Here is a 359-nt window from a genome sequence, read left to right on the forward strand (position 1 = left end):
CCGATCGCCAGTCCCTGTGCGATCAGAAGGAGCGGGCCTGCCTTTAAAAGCACTTCCGAAAATGACGCCCAGGAGAGGAAAGGCTCGAAAAGCATCGCATAAACGACCGCGACAGGGTCACGGCCCATCAAGATGTAAAGGCCGAGGTTGAGCGCGATTGCTATGACAAGTGCTATGACGGGCGCCAGCAAGGTCGCAGCAAGCGAGGCGCGCTCCCGGCGGACCAGGGTGGGAACGAAAGCAGGGGACCAAGCACTCATCTCTGGACTTTCTCGGGCGAGGCTTGAGCCCCGGTCATGTATCGGCCGATCACCTCGGGCTTCGTGTCCCGCGTTGCGAGCGGCGGGCTGAGCCGGCCG

Annotated in this window: 1 pseudogene; it reads right to left on the minus strand. The window is 62.4% G+C overall.

Annotated elements, in window-relative coordinates:
• A pseudogene (locus AF337_RS02405) lies at positions 1 to 260 on the minus strand (ABC transporter permease); the annotation flags it as partial.
• Positions 261 to 359: the final 99 nt, after the last annotated feature.

Origin of the sequence: Rhizobium ecuadorense, assembly GCF_001187535.1 — a bacterium.
In the GTDB taxonomy this organism is placed as follows: Bacteria; Pseudomonadota; Alphaproteobacteria; order Rhizobiales; family Rhizobiaceae; genus Rhizobium; species Rhizobium ecuadorense.